The sequence below is a fragment of the Stenotrophomonas sp. HITSZ_GD genome (genome assembly GCF_029543105.1).
Classification (GTDB): domain Bacteria; phylum Pseudomonadota; class Gammaproteobacteria; order Xanthomonadales; family Xanthomonadaceae; genus Stenotrophomonas_A.
In genome coordinates, this window is the sequence record NZ_JARQXB010000003.1 from 273,266 (window position 1) to 297,468 (window position 24,203).

23 protein-coding genes are annotated in these 24,203 nt (G+C 67.6%); 10 read left to right on the forward strand and 13 right to left on the reverse strand.

Annotated features, from left to right (window positions below):
* Positions 1–9 precede the first annotated feature (9 nt).
* From P6166_RS04830 to P6166_RS04845, 4 genes are all read left to right on the forward strand, one after another.
* A complete protein-coding gene (locus tag P6166_RS04830; RefSeq protein WP_277763381.1) occupies positions 10–813 on the forward strand; it encodes a polysaccharide pyruvyl transferase family protein in 804 nt (267 codons plus the stop codon).
* On the forward strand, positions 810–1,592 hold the full coding sequence (locus tag P6166_RS04835; protein ID WP_277763382.1) for a WecB/TagA/CpsF family glycosyltransferase: 783 nt from the start codon (positions 810–812) through the stop codon (positions 1,590–1,592). Before P6166_RS04830 ends, P6166_RS04835 begins: the two co-directional genes overlap by 4 nt.
* A gap of 23 nt (positions 1,593–1,615) precedes the next feature.
* The gene (locus tag P6166_RS04840; RefSeq protein ID WP_277763383.1) at positions 1,616–2,071 is read left to right on the forward strand and encodes a cupin domain-containing protein; all 456 of its coding nucleotides are present in this window, start codon (positions 1,616–1,618) and stop codon (positions 2,069–2,071) included.
* 76 nt (positions 2,072–2,147) lie between these two features.
* Positions 2,148–3,179: a TraB/GumN family protein gene (locus P6166_RS04845; protein ID WP_277763384.1), complete on the forward strand. Its 1,032-nt coding sequence runs from the start codon at positions 2,148–2,150 to the stop codon at positions 3,177–3,179.
* 66 nt (positions 3,180–3,245) lie between these two features.
* On the opposite strand, the gene dxs is transcribed toward P6166_RS04845, so the two are convergent.
* The 9 genes from dxs to hutI all read right to left on the reverse strand — a co-directional run bounded on the left by dxs (position 3,246) and on the right by hutI (position 14,767).
* Positions 3,246–5,156, reverse strand: coding sequence for a 1-deoxy-D-xylulose-5-phosphate synthase (dxs, locus tag P6166_RS04850; RefSeq protein ID WP_277763385.1), 1,911 nt, complete (start codon positions 5,154–5,156; stop codon positions 3,246–3,248).
* Positions 5,157–5,315: 159 nt separating this feature from the next.
* Entirely contained in the window at positions 5,316–6,218 is a 903-nt protein-coding gene (locus tag P6166_RS04855) for a plasmid partitioning protein RepB C-terminal domain-containing protein (protein ID WP_277763386.1), read from the reverse strand.
* Positions 6,215–7,108: a plasmid partitioning protein RepB C-terminal domain-containing protein gene (locus P6166_RS04860; protein ID WP_277763387.1), complete on the reverse strand. Its 894-nt coding sequence runs from the start codon at positions 7,106–7,108 to the stop codon at positions 6,215–6,217. Before P6166_RS04860 ends, P6166_RS04855 begins: the two co-directional genes overlap by 4 nt.
* Positions 7,105–8,688, reverse strand: coding sequence for a recombinase family protein (locus tag P6166_RS04865; RefSeq protein ID WP_345781850.1), 1,584 nt, complete (start codon positions 8,686–8,688; stop codon positions 7,105–7,107). The genes P6166_RS04860 and P6166_RS04865 overlap by 4 nt, the downstream gene beginning before the upstream one ends.
* 152 nt (positions 8,689–8,840) lie before the next feature.
* Complete coding sequence (locus P6166_RS04870; protein WP_207221044.1) at positions 8,841–9,032, reverse strand: hypothetical protein; 192 nt, start codon at positions 9,030–9,032, stop codon at positions 8,841–8,843.
* Between the two features lie 432 nt (positions 9,033–9,464).
* Positions 9,465–11,132, reverse strand: coding sequence for a urocanate hydratase (gene hutU, locus P6166_RS04875; RefSeq protein ID WP_277763389.1), 1,668 nt, complete (start codon positions 11,130–11,132; stop codon positions 9,465–9,467).
* On the reverse strand, positions 11,129–11,992 hold the full coding sequence (hutG, locus tag P6166_RS04880; RefSeq protein ID WP_277763390.1) for an N-formylglutamate deformylase: 864 nt from the start codon (positions 11,990–11,992) through the stop codon (positions 11,129–11,131). The genes hutU and hutG overlap by 4 nt, the downstream gene beginning before the upstream one ends.
* A gap of 19 nt (positions 11,993–12,011) precedes the next feature.
* On the reverse strand, positions 12,012–13,550 hold the full coding sequence (gene hutH, locus P6166_RS04885; RefSeq protein WP_277763391.1) for a histidine ammonia-lyase: 1,539 nt from the start codon (positions 13,548–13,550) through the stop codon (positions 12,012–12,014).
* The gene (hutI, locus tag P6166_RS04890) at positions 13,547–14,767 is read right to left on the reverse strand and encodes an imidazolonepropionase (protein ID WP_277763392.1); all 1,221 of its coding nucleotides are present in this window, start codon (positions 14,765–14,767) and stop codon (positions 13,547–13,549) included. Before hutI ends, hutH begins: the two co-directional genes overlap by 4 nt.
* Positions 14,768–14,828: 61 nt before the next feature.
* On the opposite strand from hutI, the gene P6166_RS04895 reads away from it, so the two are divergent.
* Positions 14,829–16,217 (forward strand): formimidoylglutamate deiminase, encoded by a 1,389-nt coding sequence (locus P6166_RS04895; protein WP_277763393.1) that lies wholly within the window; start codon positions 14,829–14,831, stop codon positions 16,215–16,217.
* Positions 16,218–16,246: 29 nt separating this feature from the next.
* Positions 16,247–16,951, forward strand: coding sequence for a histidine utilization repressor (gene hutC, locus P6166_RS04900; RefSeq protein ID WP_277763444.1), 705 nt, complete (start codon positions 16,247–16,249; stop codon positions 16,949–16,951).
* Between the two features lie 21 nt (positions 16,952–16,972).
* On the opposite strand, the gene P6166_RS04905 is transcribed toward hutC, so the two are convergent.
* The 3 genes from P6166_RS04905 to ftsY are packed head-to-tail and all read right to left on the reverse strand — an operon-like array spanning position 16,973 to position 19,622.
* Positions 16,973–17,248, reverse strand: a complete 276-nt coding sequence (locus P6166_RS04905) for an oxidative damage protection protein (protein ID WP_130319116.1) — start codon at positions 17,246–17,248, stop codon at positions 16,973–16,975.
* 5 nt (positions 17,249–17,253) lie between these two features.
* Positions 17,254–18,300 carry an A/G-specific adenine glycosylase gene (gene mutY, locus P6166_RS04910; RefSeq protein ID WP_277763394.1) on the reverse strand — a complete coding sequence of 349 codons (1,047 nt, stop codon included), beginning with the start codon at positions 18,298–18,300 and terminating at the stop codon, positions 17,254–17,256.
* 38 nt (positions 18,301–18,338) lie between these two features.
* Positions 18,339–19,622 carry a signal recognition particle-docking protein FtsY gene (gene ftsY, locus P6166_RS04915; RefSeq protein WP_277763395.1) on the reverse strand — a complete coding sequence of 428 codons (1,284 nt, stop codon included), beginning with the start codon at positions 19,620–19,622 and terminating at the stop codon, positions 18,339–18,341.
* Positions 19,623–19,752: 130 nt separating this feature from the next.
* On the opposite strand from ftsY, the gene P6166_RS04920 reads away from it, so the two are divergent.
* A complete protein-coding gene (locus P6166_RS04920) occupies positions 19,753–20,049 on the forward strand; it encodes a hypothetical protein (RefSeq protein ID WP_277763396.1) in 297 nt (98 codons plus the stop codon).
* 351 nt (positions 20,050–20,400) lie between these two features.
* Here P6166_RS04920 and htpG read toward each other — a convergent pair whose 3' ends face one another.
* Positions 20,401–22,299, reverse strand: a complete 1,899-nt coding sequence (htpG, locus tag P6166_RS04925) for a molecular chaperone HtpG (RefSeq protein ID WP_277763397.1) — start codon at positions 22,297–22,299, stop codon at positions 20,401–20,403.
* A gap of 155 nt (positions 22,300–22,454) precedes the next feature.
* On the opposite strand from htpG, the gene rsmD reads away from it, so the two are divergent.
* From rsmD to P6166_RS04940, 3 genes are read left to right on the forward strand one after another with little or no spacing between them, the layout of a single operon-like run.
* Positions 22,455–23,060, forward strand: coding sequence for a 16S rRNA (guanine(966)-N(2))-methyltransferase RsmD (gene rsmD / locus P6166_RS04930; RefSeq protein ID WP_277763445.1), 606 nt, complete (start codon positions 22,455–22,457; stop codon positions 23,058–23,060).
* A gap of 14 nt (positions 23,061–23,074) precedes the next feature.
* Positions 23,075–23,581, forward strand: a complete 507-nt coding sequence (coaD, locus tag P6166_RS04935) for a pantetheine-phosphate adenylyltransferase (RefSeq protein ID WP_277763398.1) — start codon at positions 23,075–23,077, stop codon at positions 23,579–23,581.
* Positions 23,582–23,631: 50 nt separating this feature from the next.
* Positions 23,632–24,126: a hypothetical protein gene (locus P6166_RS04940; RefSeq protein ID WP_277763399.1), complete on the forward strand. Its 495-nt coding sequence runs from the start codon at positions 23,632–23,634 to the stop codon at positions 24,124–24,126.
* Positions 24,127–24,203 lie beyond the last annotated feature (77 nt).

The window sequence follows — 24,203 nt, forward strand, 5'->3', positions numbered from 1 at the left end:
GACCTCTCCATGCCCAACGCCCTGCTGCACCGCTGGATCACCCACGCCGAGCGCCGCGCCATGTTCTGGTGGCAGCCCAAGGACGGCCGCATCAACATGGGCGACCAGCTCTCGCAGGTGATCGTCGCGCGCACCCTGGGGCTGCGCGACCTGGAACTGATCGACAAGCCGGCCAACGGCCAGCGCCTGTTCGCCATCGGCTCGGTCTTGCACTTCGCCCGCACCGGCGACACGGTGTGGGGCAGCGGCATCAACGGCAAGATCGCCGCCGACGCACACCAGTTCGGCATGCTCGACGTGCGCGCGGTGCGCGGTCCGCGCACGCGGCAGTACCTGCTCGATCGCGGCATCCCCGTGCCGGAGGTCTATGGCGATCCCGGCCTGCTGATGCCGCTGTTTTTCCCGCCCGACCTGCTGGGCGGCGGCACGCCGCGCGATGTCGTGGTGGTGCCGCATTTCAACGAGCCGGCGGAAAAGTACCGAGAATTCGCCGGCCAGCTGGTCGCCCCGGATTGCCCGCCGGTGACCTTCATGCGCCGCCTGCTCGGCGCCCGCCTGGTGGTGAGCAGTTCGCTGCATGGCTTGATCTTGGCCGAGGCCTACGGCATCCCCGCCGTCTATCTGGACTGGGGCAATGGCGAGGATCGCTTCAAGTACGACGATTACTACAGCGGCACCGGGCGGGAGCAATGGCACGCCGGCACCAGCGTGGCCGAGTGCATCGCGCTGGGCGGCAACGGCGATTTCGACCTGGCCGCGGTCCAGCACGGCCTGCTCGATGCCTTTCCGTACGATCTGTGGACGCGCGCATGAGCAGCGACCCGGCCGCCTCGGACCTCGGTGGTGGCGCGGACCGGTTCGCGGTCGGCGAGGTCGTGCGCCTGGGCGGCTTTCCGGTGTTGTCCACCACGCAGGCGGCGTTCGCGAACGAGCTGTTCGCCGCGCGCGCCCGGGGCGAACAGCGGCAAGTGTTCTTCGCCAACACCAACTTCATCGTGCAGTGCCAGCCGTTGCGCGCGCGATTCGACGCGCCGGGCGTGCGCATCGTCAACGACGGCATCGGCATGGACCTGGCCGCGCGCTGGCTGCACGGCCGCCGCTTCGCCGGCAACCTCAACGGCACCGACCTCATTCCTTATCTGTGCCGCCACGCATCGCGGCCGCTGCGCTTCTTCCTCCTGGGCGGGAAGCCGGGCGTGGCCGAGGCCGCCGCGCGCGCGCTGCGCGAGCAGCACGGGCAGATCGTGGTGGGCGTGTGCGACGGCTATGCGGGCCGCCGGGAGGCGGGCGATGCGCTGCCGGCGCTGATCGAAGACAGCGGCGCGGACGTGCTGCTGGTGGCGTTCGGCAACCCGTTGCAGGAACAGTGGATACTCGACCACGCCCCGCGCCTGCGCACGCCGCTGGTATTCGGCGTGGGGGCCTTGCTCGACTTCCTCTCCGGCAACGCGCGCCGGGCGCCGCAGTGGGTAAGGCGTTTCCACCTGGAGTGGCTGTACCGCCTGGCGCACGAGCCGCGCCGCCTGCTCAAGCGCTACAGTTGGGACCTGCTGGTGTTCTTCCGCACCTGCCATGCGCGCCGACACGAGTGAGCGCGCCGCGCTAGGATGCGGCGATGGACGCCGCCGCCCTCGCACTCGTCACCCGTCTCGGCCTGGAACCGCACCCGGAAGGTGGCCACTTCCGCCGCTGCTACGAATCGGCGTTGCGCCCGAATGGACGGCCGGCGCTCACCGCCATTCACTACCTGCTCACGCGCGGCGAGCGCAGCCGCTGGCATCGCGTGGACGCCGACGAATGCTGGCACTGGCAGCAGGGCGGCGCGATGGAGTTGCGCATGCTCGACCCGGCCACGCGCAACCTGCATGTGTGCCGGCTCGGCGCGGCCGAGGCCGGCGAGCCGGCGATGCAGGTGGTGCCCGCCGGCTGGTGGCAAGCCGCGCGCCCGTTGGAGGCATTTGCACTGGTGGCCTGCACCGTATCGCCGGGCTTCGTCTGGGAACGCTTCGCGCTGATGGCCGACGACGATCCGCTGGCCGCGTGGTTGCGCACGCAAGGCCAATGGCCGTGAACCCGGCAACGAATCGCTAACGCAAAAACGCGCGCCATCGTTTAGCGTCCGCGCAGGCGAACCAACGGAGCGGGTCATGCTGGACGCGGTGCGGCGAAGGAAGTGGGTGGGCGGGTTGATGGCGGCGTTGCTGGCATCCAGCGTGGCGCAGGCGCAGGACGCCTTGCCGTCCGCGGCGAACGGGCAGGGCGGCATCGTCGATCTCGAGGCGATGGTGGTGCGCGGCGTGCAGCCCGGCCCGGGGTTGTGGAAGATCACCCAGGGCGAGCACACGCTGTGGATTCTGGGCACCATCGCGCCGCTGCCGAGCGAGATGACCTGGCAGGCGGACGAGGTCGAGGCGGCCATCGCGCAATCGCAACAGATCCTGTCCTCGCCTTCGGTGAAGCTCGATGCCGATGTGGGCTTCTTCGGCAAGCTGGCGCTGGTGCCTTCGGCGATGAAGGCGATGAAGAACCCGGACGGCGCCACGCTGCAGCAAGTGCTCCCGGCCGATCTGTACGCACGCTGGGTGCCGCTGAAGGCGTATTACCTGGGCCGCGACGGCGGGGTGGAGAAGAAGCGCCCGATGATCGCCGCCGGCGAGCTGTACCAGGCGGCCATCAAGAAGAATGGTCTGTCGCGCAAGCCGGTGGTATGGCCGGTGGTGGAGGCGGCCGCCAAGCGCCACGGGATCACGCCCACGCCGACCACGCTGGAATTCAAGGTGGCCGACCCGAAGCAGGCGCTGCGCGATTTCACCGCCGGCGGCATCCACGATGCGGGGTGCTTCCGCAGCCTGATCAATGCGGTGCAGAACGACCTGCCCACCATGGTGGAGCGTGCGAACGCCTGGGCCGTGGGGGATATCGAGGCGTTGCGGCAAATGCCGCGCGAGGACCCGGCCTCGGCATGCAGCGCGGCGTTGTCGGATACGGATTTCGCGCGCAACCGCGGCATGGATCGGCTGGAGCAGCGCTTGCGCGAGCATTGGCTGGGCATCGCCCGCAAAGCCCTGCGCGAGAACAGCGGCACCTTCGCGGTGCTGCCGCTGAGCGTGTTGCTGGCGCCGAACGGCTACCTGGAGGCGTTGCGGGCCGAAGGGTACGCGGTGGAGGCGCCGGAATAGGGCGCGGCATCGCACGCCGGCGCAGCGCCTACGCGGCGCGCGCCCGGCGGCAGGCCGGGCTTGCGCTCAGCCCGCCACGCTCAGCGGCGGCTTGGTACCCAGCTCCGGCCAGCGCCGGAGCACGGCCGCCCGGATGCCCGCCGCGTCGATGCCGGCCTCGGCCAGCAGGTCCTCGCGGCTGGCATGGTGCTGGAAGGCATCGGGCAGGCCCAGGTGCAGCACCGGGCGCAGCACGCCTTCGGCGTTGAACAGCTCCGACACGCCCGAACCCGCGCCGCCGGCCACCACGTTGTCCTCGATGGTCACGAAGCCTTCGTGCGTCTGCGCCAACTGCAGCAGCAACGCGCGGTCCAGCGGCTTGATGAAGCGCATGTTCACCACCGTCAGGCCCAGCTCCGCGCCTACCTTCTCGGCCGCCGGCACGGTCGCGCCGAACGCGAGCAGCGCGATGCGGCGTCCTTCGTGGCGCACCTGCGCCTTGCCGATCGGCAAGGTGGACAGGTCGCTGCCCACCGCGGTCCCCGGGCCGGTGCCGCGCGGATAGCGCACCGCCGCCGGGCCCACGTGGCGATGGCCGGTGCTCAGCATCTGCCGCGCCTCGGCTTCGTCGGCGGGCGCCATCACCACCATGTTCGGCACGCAGCGCAGGAAGCTCAGGTCCAGGTTGCCGGCGTGCGTGGCGCCGTCCGGGCCGACCACGCCGCCGCGGTCGATCGCGAACAGCACGTCCAGGTCCTGCACGGCCACGTCGTGCACCAGCTGGTCGTAGGCGCGCTGCAGGAAGGTCGAGTAGATCGCCACCACCGGCTTGGCGCCCTGGGTGGCCATACCCGCCGCCAGCGTCACCGCATGCTGCTCGGCGATGGCGGTGTCGAAATAGCGCTGCGGGTATTCCTTGCTGAAACGCACCAGGCCCGAGCCCTCGCGCATCGCCGGGGTGATGCCCAGCAGCTTCGGATCGGCGGCGGCCATGTCGCACAGCCAGTCGCTGAAGATGTCGGTATAGGTCGGCTTCTTCACCGCGCCGGCCTTGGCGACCAGGCCCTTTTCCGGGTCGAACGGGCCCACCGCGTGGTAGCCGATCTGGTCGCCCTCGGCCAGCTCGTAGCCCTTGCCCTTGGTGGTGATCACGTGCAGCAGCTGCGGACCCTTGAGGGTCTTGAGCGTCTTCAGCGCGCCCAGCAGGGCGGGCAGGTCGTGGCCGTCGATCGGGCCGGTGTAGTGGAAGCCCATTTCCTCGAACAGCGTGGACGGCACGAACATGCCCTTCCAGTGTTCTTCCCAGCGGCGCACGAAGCGCGCGGTCGGGTTGTTCTTCTTGTCGCCGAGGATCTTCTTGCCGCCCTCGCGGATCGCGTTGAGGGTGCGACTACCGGTCGCACGCCCCAGCATCTTGGTCAGCCCGCCGACCGCCTCGGAAATCGACATGCGGTTGTCGTTGAGGATGACCAGCAGGTTCGGTTCCGGCTCCATGCCGCCGGCGTGGTTGAGCGCCTCGTAGGCCATGCCGGCGGTCATCGCGCCATCGCCGATCACCGCCACCACCTTGCGCTCGTCGCCGGTCTGCTGCAGCGCGATGGCCATGCCCAGCGCGGCGGAGATCGAGGTGGACGAATGGCCCACGCCGAAGGTGTCGTAGGGGCTTTCCTCGCGCTTGGGGAACGGCGCCACGCCGTCCTTCTGCTTGACCGTGTGGATCTGGTCGCGCCGCCCGGTGAGGATCTTGTGCGGGTAGGTCTGGTGGCCCACGTCCCACACCAGCTGGTCGGCCGGGGTCTGATAGAGGTAGTGCAGGGCGACCGTCAGCTCGATGACGCCCAGGCCGGCCGCGAAGTGCCCGCCGCTTTTGCCCACGGATTCAATCAGATACGCCCGCAGTTCCTCGGCGATGGCCGGCAGCTCGTCCTCGCCGAAGCGGCGCAGGTCGGCCGGGGTCTGCACCTGGGACAGGCGGGGGTAGCGGGCGGAATCGATCATGGAGGTGGGGCGTGCTGAATGACTGGCTATTGTCCCGCCCCGGTGCGCGGGGGGCAAGAATGGCAGTTTTCCGTTCATTTGGGCGTGAAGGATTGCGTGCTCACTGTTCGATGGCGATCTCGCCGCCAGTCGTGGAGAACCCTTCTCCAAAACGTTCGATCAAATGCCGTCAGCGCTTTTGATGTCAGCAATTCGCTGAAGCTGCTGCAGGTAGTCTGCCTTCTTGGAGGCAAGCCAACGGACGACCGATGCATTATTCAATAGAGAGTTCCTTACGTAGGTTCTAACGATCTCTAGTTGAAGGCTAGAAGGTCCGTAGCTTTCTTCCAGTAGCTTGGTATCGGCCTGGAGCGCAGCAAGCTCTCTTTCAAGTCGTTGCAGTGCTGCAGCGGGGGATGCATTCTGATTCTGCCCATTCGGTGGATCTAACAGTTGCTCAGCTGGGGTGTTCTGAAGGAGTGCCGTGGCTAATCGGATCGAGTAGTCACCAAGATTGATCATGGTGTGCGCTGCATCAATCTGCCGGAACGGCCGCATCTTTCGCAGGAGGCGAAACACGCCCGCAGCGACAGGCTTATCGGCAAGAGCTGTTGCGACGTCTTCGCTAATCCCCTCCAAGAGCCGAAATCTGTCACGAATGGTGCTCGGCGATATGTCTAGAGCAGCTGACAACTGTTCAATCGATACCCCGCGCTCGACAGCTCGCAGGATCATACGGTGCTCCTGTATCACGGATAGTCGATTGACATACTTGTTGTAGGTGTACCCCTCGTCATCAGTCGATAGCATGCAAGTTGCTGAAGCAGCGCCAATGTCTCTCAGAGCTTCAAGGCGTAAACGGCCATCCAATATAAGAAACTTATTGGGCGCACTCCTGTCTACCGTCACTGCAACTGGTTCAACTAGCCCGACTGCCTTGATCGATGCGACGATCTGGCGGTACTTGATCGACTGCTTCACTCCGCTCGGAATGTCGATGGTGTAGTGGAGTTGGTCAAGCGGGATCTGGATGCAACTCCTTTGGAAGCCAAGTCTGACTGCTTCTGATTTGGGCGTTGTCATCTTGCTTTTCCGGCTGGAAGTAGGTCGGCCAAAGGCTGTGGGATGGTTCGGAGGTCCTGCTCCCTCATGAGGGCAAGAAAATCTTCATCACGGAAGAGGTCCCTCATAATTTCTCTGCACAGTAGGAGTGATCTTTCGACAAACTCAGCCTTCTTCTGAATCTTCCTGTGCATTTCGGCGTCTCGTTTATAGAGGTTGGACAAGTCCTCTGGGGTCATTTTTCTTCTGTTTGCTTGTCGTGAAAAGGTGGATGTACCACTCTTTCCGCTGTGCGAGCGCCGATCTAACAACCTTCTGACGATAGAGATCTTTCTGCCCTTCAAATCGCCGGACTCGTAGGCATCTATCAACAGCTGCTGGACATCCTGGTCCTCCGATCTTGATATCTCGATTGCAAGATTCATCGACATGTGGCCCGCTTCTACAGCGGAAAGAAGTCGGCGTTCACCACGCTCAAGAAGATTTCCGACGATGTTTACCCAAGATGCGGTGCATCCGAGTTTGGTGGCTATATCGCGATCTGAGTATCCCGAGCAGCGAAGATCTTGGACTCTGTCCATGATTTCAGCCGCACGAGGGGTTCGGCGCGCCACGTTCTCGATGATGCCCATTACATGACCCGTCTTCTCGTCTACGTTCAGAACAAGAGCTGGGACGCTCTTGTGGCCCAGTTGCTGGCAGGCTTCCAAGCGTCCTTGTCCGCAGATGAGCACGTATGGGCGGGGGTCGTCAGATGAGCTCGCGGGTCTGACGCTGATTGGACGTTTGATTCCGATGGTTTCGATGCTACGAACAATGCTTCTGTGCGTCCGCTGATTGCGGACCCGTGGGTTGGATATATGAATGTCGGATATTTCTATCATCTTGATGCTGCCGTCATGGATGCTCATGAGGACTCCGTCAGTAGGGCGCGACGTGTAAGCTCGAAGAGACTTTCGAGAGAGAGCGTTCTGTACGCATCCAGAGAGAATCCATTGTCCTCCCGGGTCGGCAAATTGGTTGGCGCAAGGTCGAGCGACGGCAGTACGTAGAAGTCCTGAGGCTTTTGATTGCCGGAATCCATGCGGGCGACGACTACGATTTCTGTCTCAAGCGGTGTGGGAAGTTGGATCAGCCAGCGGTACGATCCGCCGGGCGTCTGACGGCAGCGGGCAATAGCTACCAGAATGCGAAGCTCGCCGTTTACGTTGAGGATCTCATTTCCGTGGCCTGTCTCTGCCTGGCCGCCGTGATTCAAGATCCCGTCAATGGTTTCATCGAGGAGTGATCTGCGGAAGGCTCTTATCTGCTGATTGATTTGCAGATATGAGTAGTCCCGTTTGGGCACATACCCGATTAGCGAATATGCCCGTAGCAAGCTGCCGAATCTCGTTCGGAACACGCTGCTGGATGGGGAAGCCTCTTCTTCATCGATGAGTGCCTTCGACAGATCTCCGCGCTTATCCAGGATGCATCGAAGACTTTCAAGCATCTGGCTATCGCTCAAGTGCTGGCATCGCGCTGCTATGACCGCTTGCGCTTGGTTGAATAGATCCAGGGAAACGATTGGCTCGAATGCGTTCTTGGTGCAGATCCACTCATCTGGCGGGTTCTGTACTCTTCTAAGCTTGAGCTTGAACGATCTACGGTTGTAGATATTGCTGCCGATGTACTTTTCGTTTGTGAGAACTTGGTGGATCGTCGAACGTGTCCACGAATTATCCGATCCGTTGTAGATGCCTTCCCTGTTGAGTGTCGCGGCGATCACGCGTTCTGGGAGGGCCTTCTCCACAAATAGTCGATAGATTCGTAGTACGGTTGCCACCTCGCTTTCTGGGCCTGGAACGAGCCTGACCCTGTCCGTCTGTATGCTCTTCTTCTCCCCTCTGACCAATAGTGTCTTGGGTCTGTGGTTCTCATCGATCAGTTGGCGACGAAGTCCGAAGCCGGGTGGGCCGCCCTGTCTGTAGCCATGACGAGCGATAGTGCATGCTCCTCGAAACACTTTTTCGGAAAGCTCTCGGCTGTATTCCGCAGCCATGCTTCTTTTTAGTCCGATGAGGAGCGTCGATGGCAGGGATCCGTCATTCTTGAAGGGCTCCGCGCAATAAATGACGGGTATGCCTCTGCTCTTGCAGGCGTGAACATAGGCAGCAGCTTCGTCGGGATCAGGAAATCTTCCCCAGCGACTGACGTCATATACGAGTATGGCTTGAAATCCGGGGTCGGAGGACTCGACGTCGCGCAGAAGGGATCTAAGTGCAGATCTGCCTCTTAGGTTCAGGCCGCTTTTGCCGTGATCTTCGTATGTTCGGACAACCTCCATTCCGTTTGCAGCTGCGTACTCGCGGATGGCGTTGGACTGGTTCTCGGTGGAGTATCGCTGGTGCTCAGTTGACATGCGCACGTATTGAGCTACCGGAACTCGTGGGCTCTTGTTGCAACGGTCCTGAGTTCCACAATGAGCAGAATTCATTGCGATAATCCGCATGCGTGCCGTTCATCCGGATAAAGCTAGTTATCCTGCTTTGCAGAAATATTTCAGATTTCTTGGTCCGATGAACCACTCATCGCCGTGATTGCGCGGGCGGGAGGCCACGGTAAGCCCGTCGGCAACATTCATGTTGCCGACGGGTCAAGCAGTCAGTGATCGCCTTTTTGCTGGTGCGTTCTATGCTTCCACCAACGATCAAGCCCCTCTATCAGGATAAGGATGATCGTGGTGAGGATCGCGAGCACGACGATGAACCACCCGCGCGGTACGCGCGTTTGCAGTGGACTTGCTGTGCAGATCAGCATCGCAACGTAAAGCGAGCTCTTGATCCACCAAGGCATAGTCGGAGTCCTAACTGCTATAGATGCGGACGATCCACGCCCTCAGTCCAGCAGGTGTGCCACCGAAAGGACCGGAGAACCTTCCACCAATTGCCATGTTGTTGGCGGCCAGGGCTCCGCCGATACATCCGGCCAGCCCACCGGCGACGCCGCCAAAGCCAGTGCCTATCGCTCCGCCTGCGGCGCAGCCGACAGTTTCGCGAGATACCCCGTTGATTGCGCCGCACACCTGCGCGATTTCGCATTCGGACAACACTCTCATGATCTTTCCTTTTAATCGCCAGCAATCTTCTGGCTTTTCAAGGAAAGCCCCTTTTGATGCTCTCGACTATAAGAAAATTCGTTGGGGACATGCTGTTGTCAGAACTGCTGACGTTGACAGGAATGCGGCGTAAACATCTACGCTTCGCCCTTCTTCCAACTTCAGATGAGCTATTTCAGAATCCCGGGCAGATCCAGCCCCTTTTCCTTCGCGCAGTCGATGGCGATGTCGTAGCCCGCGTCAGCGTGCCGCATCACGCCCGTGGCCGGGTCGTTCCATAGCACGCGCGCGATGCGCTTGGCGGCCGCTTCGGTACCGTCGCAGACGATCACCATGCCCGCATGCTGGGAGAACCCCATGCCCACGCCGCCGCCGTGGTGCAGCGATACCCACGTCGCGCCCGAGGCGGTGTTGAGCAATGCATTGAGCAACGGCCAGTCCGATACCGCGTCCGAGCCGTCGCGCATGGCTTCGGTCTCGCGGTTCGGCGAGGCCACGCTGCCACTGTCCAGGTGGTCGCGGCCGATCACTACCGGCGCCTTCAGCTCGCCCTTGGCGACCATCTCGTTGAACGCCAGGCCCAGGCGGTCGCGGTCGCCCAGGCCGACCCAGCAGATGCGCGCCGGCAGGCCCTGGAACTTGATCTTCTCGGCGGCCATGTCCAGCCAGCGGTGCAGGTGCGGGTTGTCCGGGATCAGCTCCTTCACCTTGGCATCCGTCTTGGCGATGTCTTCCGGGTCCCCGCTCAGCGCGGCCCAGCGGAACGGGCCGATGCCCCGGCAGAACAGCGGGCGGATGTAGGCGGGCACGAAGCCGGGGAAGTCGAAGGCATTCGCCACGCCTTCCTCCAGCGCCATCTGCCGCAGGTTGTTGCCGTAGTCCACCGTGGGCACGCCCAGTGCGTGGAAACCCAGCATGGCGCGGATGTGGTTCGCCATCGAGGCGCGCGCGGCCTTCTCCACTTCCTTCGGCGCGGTAACACGCTTGTCGTCCCACTGTTCGACCGTCCAGCCCTGCGGCAGGTAGCCGTTCACCGGGTCGTGCGCGGAGGTCTGGTCGGTGAGCAGGTCCGGCTTGATGCCGCGTGCGAGCAGCTCGGCGAGCACGTCGGCCACGTTGCCGAGCAGGCCGACGGACAGCGGCTTCTTCGCGCGGCACGATTCGTCGATCAACCGCAGCGCTTCGTCCAGCGAATCGGTCCAGGTGTCCAGGTAGCCGGTGCGCAGGCGCATGTCGATGCTGGATTGGCGGCATTCCACCGCCAGGCACGAGGCGCCGGCCATCACCGCCGCCAGCGGCTGCGCGCCGCCCATGCCGCCCAGCCCGCCGGTGAACAGCCACTTGCCGGACAGGTCGCCGCCGTAGTGCTGGCGGCCCATTTCCACGAAGGTTTCGTAGGTGCCCTGCACGATGCCCTGCGCGCCGATGTAGATCCAGCTGCCGGCGGTCATCTGGCCGTACATGGCCAGGCCTTTCTTGTCCAACTCGTTGAAGTGGTCCCAATTGGCCCAGCGCGGCACCAGGTTGGAATTGGCGATCAGCACGCGCGGCGCATCGGCGTGCGTGCGGAACACGCCCACCGGCTTGCCGGATTGCACCAGCAAGGTCTGGTCGTCCTCCAGCCGCTTGAGCGTCTCGACGATGGCGTCGAAGCTTTCCCAGTCGCGCGCCGCGCGGCCGATGCCGCCGTACACCACCAGCTCTTCGGGGCGCTCGGCCACGTCCGGGTCCAGGTTGTTCTGGATCATGCGCAGCGGCGCTTCGGTGAGCCAGCTCTTCGCGCTCAGCGTGGTGCCGGTCGGGGCGTGGATGACGCGGGTCGGGTCGCGGCGGGTCATGCGGGGTTCCTCGAAGACGAAGGCAAGGTGTTGTCGGTGTCGCGGGCGAACGCCAGGCATGCGCGCAGCACCTGGCACAGCACGGCGCGCAGCGGCACGGCGCGTTCGGGCAGCCAGGGCGAAGGCCAGTTGCCGGCGGCCACCGCATCGGGCTCGTGCATGTAGCCGCGGCAGGCCAGCTCCATCTGGATCGCATGCACCCCGTCGGCCGGCGCGCCGTAGTGGCGGGTGATCCAGCCGCCCTTGAAGCGGCCGTTGCGCACGTGGCCCATGCCGCTGGCAGCGCACAGGGCTTCGACCGCATCGGTCAGCGCCGCATCGCAGCTGGCATCCATGTTCGTGCCGATGTTGAACTGCGGCAGCTGGCCCTCGAACAGGTGCGGAATGTGCGAGCGGATCGAATGCGCGTCGTACACCACCACGCGCGGATGGATCGCACGCAGGCGCTGGATTTCCGCGCGCAGCGTGGCGTGGTACGGGTCGAACCACTTCTGGCGGCGCTCGGCGATTTCGGCCTCGTCCGGCGCCTGCCCCTCGCGGTACAGCGGCTCGTTGTCGAAGGTGGTCAGCGGACACAGGCCGGTGGTGTTCTGCCCCGGATACAGCGACACGCCGCTGGGGTCGCGGTTGACGTCGATCACCGAGCGCGAGATGGACGTGCGCACGGTGGTGGCGCCGAGCGCCTCGGCGGCGAAGTCGTACAGGTGGTGCACCCACCAGTCTGTATCGCGCTGTGCCAGCCACGGGGTGGCATAGCGCTCGGTGAGTTCGGGCGGGAAGTCGCTGCCGGTATGCGGGAAGCTGATCAGCAGCGGCGCCTCGCCGCGGTGCACGGTCAACCAGTCGGGGAGGGCGTTCATCGCGGGCTCCTGGCGGGGATCATTCGCCGCAGACATCGGGCAGTGCCACGCCGGCGGCGGCCGCCAGCGCGCCGGCGCGCACCAGCGCGGTGGCGGCGAGCATGTCCGGGTGGAAATGGCGGTCTTCCTGCAGCATCGGCACCTGCGCGCGCAGCAGCGCACGCGCCGCCTCCAGCGCCGTGCTGGAGCGCAGAGGGGCGTGGAAGTCGCAGCCCTGCGCAGCGGCGAGCAGTTCGATGCCCACCACGTGCGCGGCATTGGCGGCCATCTCCAGCAGGCGGCGCGCGCCATGCGCGGCCATCGAGACGTGGTCTTCCTGGTTGGCCGAGGTCGGGATCGAATCCACGCTGGCCGGGTAGGCGCGCTGCTTGTTCTCCGACACCAGCGCCGCGGCGGTGACCTGCGGGATCATGAAGCCCGAGTTGAGGCCGGGCTTGGGCGTGAGGAACGCGGGCAAGCCGGACAACGCCGGATCCACCAGCATCGCGGTGCGGCGCTCGCTGATCGAGCCGATCTCGCACACCGCCAACGCCAGCATGTCGGCGGCGAAGGCCACCGGCTCGGCGTGGAAGTTGCCGCCGCTCAGCGCCTCGCCGGTGTCGGTGAACACCAGCGGGTTGTCGGAGACGCCATTGGCCTCGGTTTCCAGCGTGGCGGCGGCCTGGCGCATCACGTCCAGCGCCGCGCCCATCACCTGCGGCTGGCAGCGCAGGCAGTACGGGTCCTGCACGCGCACATCGCCCAGGCGGTGTGATTCGCGGATTTCCGAGCCGGTCATCAGCGCGCGCAAGGCCTGCGCGGTGGCGATCTGGCCGGGCTGGCGGCGCAACGCGTGGATGCGCGGGTCGAACGGCGTGTCCGAGCCCTTGGCCGCTTCCACCGACAGCGCGCCGGCGACCAACGCGGCGGAAAATACGGTCTGGATCTCGAACAGGCCCGCCAGCGCGTAGGCGGTCGAATACTGCGTACCGTTGAGCAGCGCCAGGCCTTCCTTCGCGCCGAGCACGATCGGCTGCAGGCCTGCACGTGCCAGCGCTTCGGTGGCCGGCAGGCGCTCATCGCCGACGAAGGCCTCGCCCACGCCGATCATCACCGCCGCCATGTGCGACAGCGGCGCCAGGTCGCCCGAGGCGCCCACCGAGCCCTGGCACGGCACGACCGGAATCACGTCGTGCACCAGCAGCGCTTCCAGCAGCGCCAGCGTGGCCGGCTGGATGCCCGAGGCGCCCTGCGCCAGGCTGGTGAGCTTGAGCGCGAGCATCAGCCGCACCACCGCGCGCGGCATTGGCTCGCCCACGCCGGCGGCATGCGAGAGCACGATGTTGCGTTGGAGCTGGGCCAGGTCGGCATCGGCGATGCGCACGCTGGCGAGCTTGCCGAAGCCGGTGTTGATGCCGTAGACCGGCTCGCCGCGCGCGACGATCTGTGCCACGGCCTGCGCGCTGCGTTCGACCGCGGCCAGCGCGGCGGGGTCCAGGCGCACGTCGGCGCCGTGGTAAAGCGCGCGCCACTGCGCGAGGGTGACCGCGCCGGGGCGCAGCACGAGGGGGGAACTCATCGATCTCTCCGGGAAGCGGTGGTGCGCCCGCGCCAGACGCGCGCGTGCAGCGGGTTGAAGCCCATGCGGTAGACCAGGTCGGCGGGCGCGTCGATGTCCCAGATCGCCAGGTCGCCGTCGAAGCCTTCGCGCAGCTGGCCCAGCCGCTGGCCCCGGCCGAGCGCGCGTGCGGCATGGCGGGTGAAGCCGGCGATGCACTCGTCCACCGTCATGCGGAACAGCGTGGCGGCCATGTTCATCGCCAGCAGCGGGCTGGTGAGCGGCGAGGTGCCGGGGTTGCAGTCGGTGGCCAGCGCCAGTGGCACGCCGGCCGCGCGCAGGGCGTCCAGCGGCGGCACGAGCGTGTCGCGGGTGAAATAGAACGCGCCGGGCAGCAGCACGGCGACGGTGCCGGCGGCGGCCATCGCGGCCACGCCGTCGGCGTCCAGGTGCTCGATGTGGTCGGCCGACAGCGCGCCGTGGCGCGCGGCCAGCGCCGCGCCATGCTGGTTGCTCAGCTGCTCGGCGTGGATCTTGATCGCCAGCCCGTGCGTGCGCGCCGCCGCGAACACCTGTTCGGCCTGCGCCGGCGAGAAGGCGATGTGCTCGCAGAACACGTCCACCGCTTCGGCCAGCCCTTCGGCGGCGATGGCGGGGATCATCCGCGTGCAGACCTCGTCGATGTACGCCTGCGCCTCCATCCCCGGCGGCACCGCGTGCGCGCCGAGGAAGGTGGGCGCCACTTCCACCGCACGCAGTTCGCCCAGGCGGCGCGCCACGCGCAGCTGGCGGCTTTCGTCTTCCAGGGTGAGGCCGTAGCCGGATTTGATCTCGATCGTGGTCACGCCTTCGGCCAGCATCGCGCCCAGGCGCGGCAGCGAGGCCGCGATGAGCGCGTCCTCATCCGCCGCGCGGGTGGCGCGCACGGTGGAGACGATGCCGCCGCCGGCCTGTGCGATTTCCGCGTAGGTGGCGCCACGCAGTCGCTGCTCGAATTCGTGGGCGCGGTTGCCCGCGTAGACGAGATGGGTATGGCAGTCAATCAGGCCGGGGGTAATCCAGCGCCCGCCGCAGTCGATGCGTTCGGCGGCGTCGAAGGTGGGCGCGGCGGCCGCGGGTCCGGCATGCACGATGACGCCGTCGCGGCAGGCCACCACGCCATCGCGCACGATGCCCAGGCCGTCGTCTTCGGCCAGCGTGGCGAGGTGGGCGTTGTGCCAGAGCGTGTCGCAGTGCATGGTGTGCGCCGGGCTGATCTGATATGTCTATACAATAGAAGCCGGCGAAGGAGGGTGTCCAGTGGCGGCGCAGCAAAACTCCAACGAAGCGTCCCGGGGCCTGTGGGCCGAGCATGCGCTGCTGCCGCAAGGCTGGGCGCGCGCGGTGCGGCTGGTGTCGGCGGGCGGGCGCTGGGAATCGGTCGCGGCCGGTGTGCCGGCGCAACCGGGCGACGAGCGCCTGGGCGTCGTCGTGCCGGGCCTGGGCAACCTGCACAGCCATGCGTTCCAGCGCGGCATGGCCGGGCTCACCGAGATCGGGGACCACGGCGGCGACAGCTTCTGGAGCTGGCGCGAGTTGATGTACCGCTTCCTGGCGCACCTGGACGCGGACAGCTTCCAGGCCATCGCCGAGCTGGCCTACATCGAGATGCTCGAAGCCGGCTTCACCCGCGTGGGCGAATTCCACTACCTGCACCACGACGCCGAAGGCCGCGCGCATGCCGACCCGGCCGAGATGTCCGCGCGCGTGGCCGCCGCCGCGCAGGCCAGCGGCATCGGGCTGACGTTGTTGCCGGTGTTCTACGCGCATGCGGATTTCGGCGGCGCGCCGCCAAACCCGGCGCAGCGCCGCCTGATCCACGACGTGGACGGCTTCGCGCGGCTGCTGGAAGGTTGCCGCCACGCGTTGGCGCCGTTGCCCGATGCCGTGCTCGGCATCGCGCCGCACAGCCTGCGCGCGGTGACGCCCGATGAGCTGTCCGCGCTGCTGCCGCTCAACGACGGCCCGGTGCACATCCACATCGCCGAGCAGACGCGCGAGGTGGAAGCCAGCGTGGCGTGGTCCGGCCTGCGTCCGGTGCAGTGGCTGCTGGCCCACGCACCGGTCGATGCGCGCTGGTGCCTGGTGCACGCCACGCACGTCACCGCGCAGGAGTGGCAGGGCGTGGTCGCGCGCGAGGCGGTGGTGGGCTTGTGCCCGATCACCGAGGCCAACCTCGGCGACGGGCTGTTCCCGATGCGCGATTTCGCCGCTGCCGGCGGGCGCTTCGGCGTGGGCTCCGATTCCAACGTGCTGATCGATGCGGCCGAGGAGCTGCGCCTGCTCGAATACGGCCAGCGCCTGGCACTGCGCGGCCGCAACGTGCTGGCGCGCGAGGGCGCTTCCAGCGGCCGCTGGTTGTTCGCGCAGGCGCTCGACGGCGCGGCGCAGGCGCTGGGCGTGCAGGCGGGGCTGGCCACGGGGCGGCCGGCCGAACTGGTCGAACTGGACACCACGCATCCGGCACTCGCCATGCGCGAAGGCGATGCCTGGCTGGACAGCTGGATCTTCGCCGCGCGCGGCGGTGCCGTGCGTTCGGTATGGCGCGACGGCCGCGCGCTGGTGCGCGACGGCCGCCACGTGGCGCGCGAACGCATCGCCGCGCGCTACGCGCAGGTGCTCAAGGCACTGTTGGGCGCGTCGGCGTGAGCGACGCCGTCGCCAGCGTCGCGGCCTCGCTGCACCAGCGCATCCGCGACGACATCCAGGGCCGCATCCTGCGCGGCGAGTGGGCGCCCGGCCACCGCGTGCCGAGCGAGCACGAACTGATGGCCGAATACGCCTGCTCGCGCATGACGGTGAACAAGGCGCTGACCCAACTCGCCAGCGCCGGGTTGATCGAGCGCCGCCGCCGCGCGGGCAGCTTCGTGGCGCGGCCGCATCCGCACCTGGAGCAGGTGGCGCTGCAGATTCCCGATATCGAGGCGCAGGTCACCGAGCGCGGCTTCGCCTATCGCTTCGAACTGCTGCAGCGGCAGCTGCGCGCGCCGCGCGCCGGGCAGGCAGAGGAGCGTGCGCTGGCCGAAGGCGGGCGCGTGCTGGCGCTGGACAGCCGGCACCTGGCCGACGGCCGGCCTTTCGCGCTGGAACAACGCTTGATCGACCCGCGCGCGGTGCCCGCCGCCATCGAACAGGATTTCGCCGCGCAGGCGCCGGGCAGCTGGCTGCTGCGGCATGTGCCGTGGACCCGCGCCGAGCACCGCATCAGCGCGATCAACGCCGACGCGGCGCAAGCACGGCTGCTTGACGTGCCCGAAGCCACCGCCTGCCTGGTGATCGAACGGCGTACATGGCGCGACGATCAACCGGTGACGTGGGTGCGCCAGGTATTCCTGGGCAGCTTCTACGACCTGGTCGCGCGTTTTTCGCCCGGCCTGCGCTGAGCGCTGCGCGCGCGCCCCGCCTCAGCCCGCGTCGGGGGCGACGAAGCCGGCCGGCTTTTCCGCATCGCGGGCGAACAGGAACTTCTGCAGTTCGCCTTCCAGGAACGCACGGTGCGCCGGGTCGCGCGGCGACAGGCGGTTCTCGTTGATCAGCATGGTCTGGTGCGCCAGCCACGCGGCCCACGCCTCCTGGCTGATCTCGGCGAACACGCGCTGGCCGATCGGGCCGGGATACGGCACGAAGGCCAGGCCGGGCGCTTCGCGCTGGAGGTAATGGCAGAACACGGTACGGGACATGGCGGTCAGGGGCCCAGGAGTTTGCGGATCGGCGCGGGCAAGCCCAGCGCGGCGAGGTCGCCGGGGGCGACCCAGCGCAGGTCGGCATTGTCGCGCACCGCGTCGCCGGGGGCGACCGGGGCGATAGCCAGCGGCTGCATGTGCAGGCGGAAATGGGTGAACACGTGGACAAGGTCCGGCAGGCTTTCGGCGGCATCGAAATCGCCGCGCACGTGCTGCTCGAACCACGCGCGCGCACCGGCGAGGTCGTCGGCCTGCGGCAGCGACCACAGCGAGGACCAGATGCCGGTCGGCGGGCGCTTGTGCATCAGCAGTTCGCCACGCGCGTTGCGCAGCAGCAGGAATACCGCCGAGCGTTCGGGCACCGCCTTGCCCGGCTTGGGCGTGGGCAGCGCATCGGTGCGGCCTTCGCGGCGGGCCACGCAATCGTCCTGCAGGGGGCACAGCGCGCACGCAGGCCTGGCGCGCGTGCACAGGGTGGCGCCGAAATCCATCTGCGCCTGCGTGTAGTCGGCGAGGCGGCCGGCCGGCACGGTGTCCACGTGCGCCTGCGCGAGTGCCCACAGCTGGCGTTCGATCGCCGGCAGGCCGGGAAAACCTTCCACGCCGTGGAAACGCGCGAGCACGCGCTTGACGTTGCCATCGAGGATGGGGAAGCGGTCGTTCCAGGCCTGGCTGAGGATTGCGCCGGCGGTACTGCGGCCGATGCCCGGCAGCGCATGCAGCGCGTCGAAATCCCGCGGCAACTCGCCGCCATGCAATTCAACGCAGCGCCGGGCCGCCGCATGCAGGTTGCGCGCGCGGGCGTAGTAGCCCAGGCCGGCCCACTGCGCCATGACGGCGTCGTCGGAGGCGGCGGCCAGGTCGGGCAGGGTGGGGAAATGCTGCAGGAAGCGCGCGAAATACGGGATCACCGTGGCGACCTGCGTCTGCTGCAGCATGATTTCCGACAGCCACACCCGGTACGGCGTGCGCGGGTGCTGCCAGGGCAGGTCATGGCGGCCGTGGCGGTCGAACCAGGCCAGCAGGCGGTGGCTGTAGGCGTCCGGCATGCGGTGCGCGTCCCCGCGCGGCGGCGGGGACGGGGCGGTCAGGCGCCCAGCGCCTCGGGCAGCAGCGCGTCGACGAACGCTTCCGGGTCGAACACGCGCAGGTCTTCCGGGCGCTCGCCGATGCCGGCGAAACGGATCGGAATGCCGAACTCGCGTGCCAGCGCGAACACCACGCCGCCCTTGGCGGTGCCATCGAGCTTGGTCACCACCAGGCCGGTCACGCCGACCGCGGCATGGAACTGGCGCAGCTGAGAAAGCGCGTTCTGGCCGGTGGTGCCGTCGATGACCATCAGCACTTCGTGCGGCGCGGTCGGATCGACCTTGCCGAGCACGCGGCGGATCTTGCCCAGTTCGTTCATCAGGCCGGTCTGCGTATGCAGGCGGCCGGCGGTGTCGGCGATCAGCACGTCGGTGCCGCGCGCCTTGCCGGCTTGCAACGCGTCGAATGCCACCGAGGCGGCGTCGGCGTTCTGGCCCTGCGCGATCACGGTGACGCCGTTGCGCTGGCCCCACGCCTGCAGCTGGGCGACGGCGGCGGCGCGGAAGGTATCGCCGGCGGCCAGCATCAGGCCGTGGCCTTCGTCCTTGAAACGCTTGGCGAGCTTGCCGATGGTGGTGGTCTTGCCGACGCCGTTGACGCCCACGGTGAGCACCACGAACGGCTTGGCCGCGCGATCGATCACCAGCGGCTGCGAGACCGGGCGCAGCATGCCGATCAACTCGGCGCGCAGCGCGGCCAGCAGCGCCGGCGCATCGGCGAACTCGCGCGACTTCATGCGCTTGCGCAGGCCCTCGACCAATGCGGTGGTGGCCGGCACGCCGACGTCGGCGGTGATCAGCGCGGTTTCGATTTCGTCCAGCAGGTCGTCGTCCAGGCGCGGGTTGCGCGAGAACAGGCCACCGAAGCTGCGCGCGAAGCCGCTGTTGCGCAGGCGCTCGCGCCAACCCGGCTTGCCGGCCGCTGCCGGCACCGCGTCGTGCGCGCCGAGGTCGGCCATGTCGTTGGCCGGCGTCGCGGCGGGGGGTTCGACGGGCGCGGGCGGGGCGGCCGCGGGCACCGCGCCAGGCGTTTGGATACTGGCCTCGGCCGGGGCCACCGCAGTGGGCTCGGCGGCGGCGGGCGCGGCTTCCGCAGCCCCCGTGGCGGCCGCTGGCGCCTCCTGCGGCAGGGCCTGCACCAGCTCGGCCTCGGTCACCGTCTCGCTGGCCTGGGCCGGCGCCTGCGGGAACGCGGCGGCCAGCTCCTCGGCCGAGTAGTGCTGGGTGGCGGGCGCGTCCGGCGCGGCGTCCTGGGGCTTCTTGCGGCGGAAAATATTGAGCATTGGCGGGGGCTTCAAGACAGGTCGATATGCTAACACCCGGGGCCGTGGCGCCCGCGTGGACTCAAGTCCAGGCGCGCGCGGCCGCTACCGAGCGTGCAGGGCTGCCGTTCTGGGCGGCACGGAGGCGTACATGGACAGTCTGGGTATTTCGGCGTCGGGCATGCGGGTGGCGGCGTTGCGGCTGGAGGCGAGCGCGTCCAACGTGGCGCGCCTGCCGGTGGAAGGCAGCCCGCGCGTGGCGGTCAGCGCCACCGCCAGTGCCGGCGGCGGCGTGCAGGGCACGCTCACCGAAGCCGCGCCGGACGCCGGCGCGCCGGTGGGCGACCTGGTGGACGCCCGCGCCTCGGCGCTGGCCTTCGATGCCAACGCGCGGATGCTGAAGGCGAGTGATGAAAGCCTTGGGTTTTTGCTGGATGTGATGGCGTGAGGGGGGCGGGGGAGGCGTTGCCGGTGGCGGCGTCGCTGGCATGGAGGCTGGCTTTGCTGCTGGATCGCCGGTCCGCCCGCCGTCCGCGTGCCTTGCCGCCCGCATTGTAGGAGCGGCTTCAGCCGCGACTGCACCCTCTACGGGTCGCGGCTGAAGCCGCTCCTACAACGGCAGGCAACGCGACACCGAGGCGAGCAACGCACGACGCCCACGGCCAGCCACGCGACACCGAGCCTCCAGCCATCAACGCGAGACCGCGGCCCAAAGCGGGCGCCGCGTCACCTCGACGATCAGCTGCCGCACCCTGCAAAAAAGAAGGGGCGACGCCGACCATCGCCCCTCCCGCACCCATCACCGCCCCGCCAACTCCAGCAGCAGCTTGTTGAGCCGGCGCACATAACCCGCCGGATCCTTCAGCGTATCGCCGGCCGCCAACGCCGCCTGGTCGAACAGCACGTGCGCCAGCTCGCCGAAGCGCGCGTCGTCGCGCTCCGCATCCAGCCGTTCGATCAGCGGATGCGCCGGGTTGAACTCGAACACCGGCTTGGCTTCCGGCAGCTTCTGCCCGCTGGCTTCCAGAATCTGGCGCATCTGCAGGCCCAGGTCGTCGCGGCCGATGGCCAGGATCGCCGGCGAATCGGTCAGCCGCTGCGACACCCGCACCTCGGCCACCTCATCGCCCAGCGCCTGCTGGATCCGTTCCGCCAACGCCTGCTTCTCCTGCGCGGCCTGCGCCTGCGCCTGCTTCTCCTCCTCGCTGTCCAGCGCGCCCAGGTCGAGGTCGCCACGGGCGATGTCCACGAACGACTTGCCGTCGAACTCGGTCAGGTAGCCCATCAGCCACTCGTCGATGCGGTCGGTCAGCAGCAGCACCTCGATGCCCTTCTTGCGGAACACCTCCAGGTGCGGGCTGTCCTTGATCTGCGCGTAGCTTTCGCCGGTCAGGTAATACAGCTTGTCCTGGCCTTCCTTCATGCGCGCCACGTAGTCGGCCAGGGCCACGTCCTGCGCGCCGTCGCTGCCGTGGGTGGAGGCGAAGCGCAGCAGCCCGGCGATCTTCTCGCGGTTGCCGTAGTCCTCGGCCGGGCCTTCCTTCAGCACCTGGCCGAACTGCTTCCAGAACGCGGCGTAATCTTCCGGCTTGTCCTTGGCCAGCTTCTCCAGCATGTCCAGCGAGCGCTTGGTCAGCGCGGCCTTCATCGAGTCGATCACCGGCCCGGCCTGCAGGATTTCGCGCGAGACGTTGAGCGAGAGGTCCGCCGAATCCACCACGCCCTTGATGAAGCGCAGGTACAGCGGCAGGAACTGCTCGGCCTGGTCCATGATGAAAACGCGCTGCACGTAGAGCTTGAGCCCCTTGGCGGCGTCGCGGTGGTACAGGTCGAACGGCGCGCGGCCGGGCACGTACAGCAGCGAGGTGTATTCCAGCTTGCCCTCGACCTTGTTGTGGCTCCACGCCAGCGGGTTGGCATGGTCGTGCGCGAGGTGCTTGTAGAACTCCTGGTATTCCTCGTCCTTCACCTCGCCGCGCGGCCGCGTCCACAGCGCGCTGGCGCGGTTCACCGCTTCCCACTGGGCCTCGGCGCCGGCGTCTTCGCCCTCGGCCTCCTTGCGCAGCTCCACCGGCAAGGCGATGTGGTCCGAATACTTCTTGATGATGCCGCGCAGGCGCCAGGCGTCGGCATAGCCTTCCTCGCCGTCCTTGAGATGCAGCACGATGCGCGTGCCGCGCTCGGGGCGCTCGATGGTGGCGACGTTGAACTCGCCTTCGCCGCGCGAGGACCAATGCACGCCCTCGCTGGCCGGCAGGCCGGCGCGGCGGCTGTAGACATCGACCTGGTCGGCGACGATGAAGGCGCTGTAGAAGCCCACGCCGAATTGGCCGATCAGGTGCGCGTCCTTCTTCTGGTCGCCGCTGAGGTGGGCCAGGAAGTCGGCGGTGCCGGACTTGGCGATGGTGCCCAGGTGGGCCACGGCTTCCTCGCGGCTCATGCCGATGCCGTTGTCCTCGATGCTGACCGTGCGCGCGGCGGCGTCGTAATCGACCCGGATGCGCAGCTCGCCGCCGCCTTCCAGCAGTTCCGGCCGCACCAGCGACTCGAAGCGCAGCTTGTCCGCGGCGTCGGCCGCGTTGGATACCAGCTCGCGCAGGAAGATCTCCTTGTTCGAGTACAGCGAGTGGATCATCAGCTGCAGCAGCTGTTTGACCTCGGTCTGGAAACCCAGGGTCTGCGGTTGCGATTCGGTCATGGGCGTGGCTCCTCGTGTTGCGGCCGCGGATGCGGCGATGCGCTCCGGGTATGGGCCGGCGCGCGCTTTTCAAGGTGGTGGCCGCGCTGGTCTATCATGCGCGGCCTGATGACCCGCCTGCCTTCCGCCCCGTATCGGCCCTGCCGCCCCGTCGCATCCGCGCGGGGCCGCGCGTGAGCGCGCGCAAGCCAGAAGGGCAGGTCCGCATCATCGGCGGACGCTGGCGCAACACGCGCCTGGCCGTGCCGGACCTGCCCGGCCTGCGCCCCACGGGCGACCGCGTGCGCGAAACCCTGTTCAACTGGCTGCAGCCGGCGCTGCCCGGCGCACGCGTGCTGGACCTGTTCGCCGGCAGCGGCGCGCTCGGGCTGGAGGCCGTCTCCCGCGGCGCCGGCAGCGCGTGCCTGGTGGAGCGCGACGCCGGGCTGGCTGCGCGCCTGCGCGAGCAGGTCGGCAAGCTCGGCGCGGCGGGGCAGGTGGAGGTGGTACAGGAAGACGCCCTGCGCTGGCTGGCGCGCCCGCCGGCGGCGCGTTTCGATATTGCCTTCGTCGACCCGCCTTTCGCCGCCGGCCTTTGGAATCAGGTGCTTGCGGCGCTGCCCGCGCAGCTGTCCGAGCAGGCCTGGCTGTACGTGGAGGCGCCGCATGACGCCGCGCCCGCGCTGCCGGCCGAATGGCGCCCGCACCGCGAGGGCACGACCCGCGAGGTGCGCTATGCGCTGTACCAGCGGCGGGCCGCTGCTACACTGACGCCACCTTAACGCGGTAATCCAGCATGACCGTGGCCAATCGCCGCATCGCCGTCTATCCGGGCACCTTCGACCCGATCACCAACGGCCATATCGACCTCGTCGCGCGGGCCGCCCCGCTGTTCGACAAGGTGGTGGTCGGCGTGGCGTACAGCCCTTCCAAGGGGCCGGCGCTGCCGCTGGAGCGCCGCGTGGCGCTGGCGCGCGAGGCGCTGGGCGGGCACGACAACATCGAGGTGCGCGGCTTCGACACCCTGCTGGCGCATTTCGTGCGCGAGGTGAAGGCCGGGGTGCTGCTGCGTGGCCTGCGCGCGGTGTCGGACTTCGAATACGAATTCCAGATGGCGAGCATGAACCGCCACCTGATCCCGGAGGTGGAGACCTTGTTCCTCACCCCGGCCGAGCAGTACAGCTTCATCTCGTCCTCGCTGGTGCGCGAGATCGCCCGCCTGGGCGGCGACGTGTCCGGCTTCGTCCCCGCCTCGGTGGTCGAGGCGCTGCGCCAGGCGCGCCAAGCGCGCGCCCAGGCGTGAATTTCACCCGTCACACCCATAACAAAACAGGAAACAGGGAGGATCACCCAATGAAGAATCTCATGCGTGGGCTGCTCATCGCATCGATGGCCGCGCTGGCGTTCACCGCCTGCAAGAAGGAAGAAGCCAAGCCTGCCACCGAGGCCGCCGTGGCGCTGAAGGCCCCGGGCAAGGACGACGATGCCGGCTGGAAGCAGTACCTGCAGCAGGTGGCGATCCAGAACATGGGCAACGTCACCAACAGCCCGTTCCTGTACTACCTGCCGCCGGAATCGGATCCGGAGTTCCAGGCCAAGTACGAGCGCCAGGTCGAGAGCGCGACCACGACCATCAGCCGCGGCATCAGCCCGGGCAACATGATCGCCTTCGGCTCCTCGGCCTCGGCCAAGATGGCCGACATGATCGCCGCGGTGTTCAAGGACGTGCAGGCCGACTCCATGAAGGGCGTGCGCATCGTGTTCATCGGCGACGCCGCCGACAACGCGCGCGTGCAGACCATCATCCAGCCGACCGGCGCCGAGTACATCTTCGTCGAAGCCAAGTAATACCCGCGGACCGGGCGCCCCGTGCGCCCGGTCCCTCCATCGGAACCGCCTTGCCGTACCCGCAACTCCCCCTGGCG